The sequence below is a fragment of the Halobacillus sp. genome, assembly GCF_049282395.1.
Taxonomy (GTDB): domain Bacteria; phylum Bacillota; class Bacilli; order Bacillales; family Halobacillaceae; genus Halobacillus.
Genome location: NZ_JBAPTY010000337.1, coordinates 1 through 1,613, shown reverse-complemented (window position 1 = coordinate 1,613; position 1,613 = coordinate 1). Strand labels below are relative to the sequence as shown.

Sequence of the window (1,613 nt, the reverse complement as noted above, 5' to 3'; positions counted from 1 at the left end):
TGTCAACAGTTATTGCGACTTTTTGTATCAAATATTTTATTGCTACATTTTGTATAGTATTATTAAACTATAAAATAAACATAAATGGTGGTTTTGATATGAGTGTAGGAAATTTAATAACTAAATTAAGGAAGAAAAGAAACCTCACTCAAGAAGGTTTGGCAGAAAGAGTGGGTATTTCCAGAGCTTCTTTATCCCACTATGAAAAAGATAGACGCGAGCCCGATTACGAAACTCTTCGAAAATTGGCAGATTTCTTTGAAGTATCAACTGATTATTTACTTGGTAGATCAAAAGCTGCTAAAAAGACTGGCAATGAGGAATATGATTCAATAGAAGAAATAAACCGACTCTTAGATAAATACGAAATCGATGAAATGTCTTTCTTTGATATTGATAAGTGGAAGTCGATGAGCCCGGAGCAAATCCGGGAATTGGAAAGCTACTTTCAATATTTAGTTCAGAAGTCCAAGGAAATGGATAAAAAATAAACATGTCTTGGCAGGGAGCGAATAAGCAATGAATAAGAAACTGAAGTATTTTTTCCTTATTCTAATGACCACCTTTATCGTTGGATGTACCAACGTTGAAGATGCATCCACGACAGATGAAGGAACGGTTTCACAAGAACAAACTGCAGTCGATACAAACCAATACGATGAAAAGAAAGAAGCTAACTCTACGGTTGTTGATGATCCGGAAGAAGAAGATACATCACCAAAAATGGACGATGGCCCAGCAACAGAGGATACACCGCCAGAAACGCACGATGATAAGTTTGAAGGATACCAACTAATTGAGGTGGACGGCGGTGATCTAAGCGGTGATCGAGAATCAAACGTTGTAGTGGACATAGGATTTGGTGACAGAGAGTACTGGGCATTCACTAATGAACATGGTCAATTAGTGAGAGTTGTTGCTGATGAAATTATTCTACAAGATGATAGCAATGAACCTGTCCTATCTAGTGGTAGATACTTCTCTGACGAGGCTAAAGTTCCAGGTGTCGAAAGTGATGTGTTAGACGAGGGGCACGTTATTGCTGACTCGTTGGGAGGGGTATCTAACGCCTATAATATTACACCTCAAGAAAGTACACTGAACCGGCATGGTGACCAATCGTACATGGAGAATGCGATAAGTAAAGCAGGGGGTGCGACTAATTTTGAAGCAGTCCTCTCTTACTCAGATACAAACACACAAATACCTTCCAAGTATCGGTATTCTTACACGATAAACGGTAACGAGGTTGTAGATACTTTCGAAAATGTAAACCCCGATGAAGTTAATGAGTCGTTGGGTTTAACAGGTAGTGACGAATCTTCTGAATCAGATAACTCTAATTCTGATGAAAAAGATGATGTTTCTAGCATTGATACTAATGGTAATGGGCAAGTAACAATTCAAGAAGCGAAGGATGCTGGTTTCAGTATGCCTATAACAGACGATCATTGGTTATATCCTTACATGCGAGATAATGATGGCGATGGGATGGTTGGAGAGTAAGCCTTAAGATGTTGCAATTCCTACTACTCCTCCCACTAAAAGCTTTAAGAAGTTCATAGTTTTCCTTCCCAAAATGGTCCCCCTATATTTGAAAGTAAGTACTATAT

General features: G+C 38.5%; 2 protein-coding genes. Both read left to right on the top strand.

Translation table 11 applies throughout. The features are described from left to right. The coding region (locus WAM07_RS14420) for a helix-turn-helix domain-containing protein (RefSeq protein WP_422167935.1) at positions 1-491 on the top strand (491 nt) is incomplete at its 5' end. 28 nt (positions 492-519) lie between these two features. Continuing rightward, positions 520-1,506: a DNA/RNA non-specific endonuclease gene (locus WAM07_RS14415; protein ID WP_422167933.1), complete on the top strand. Its 987-nt coding sequence runs from the start codon at positions 520-522 to the stop codon at positions 1,504-1,506. Positions 1,507-1,613 lie beyond the last annotated feature (107 nt).

Coding starts and splice junctions, on each gene's coding strand:
- WAM07_RS14415 (WP_422167933.1), top strand. CDS start 520: ATGAATAAGAAACTGAAGTATTTTTTCCTTATTCTAATGACCACCTTT.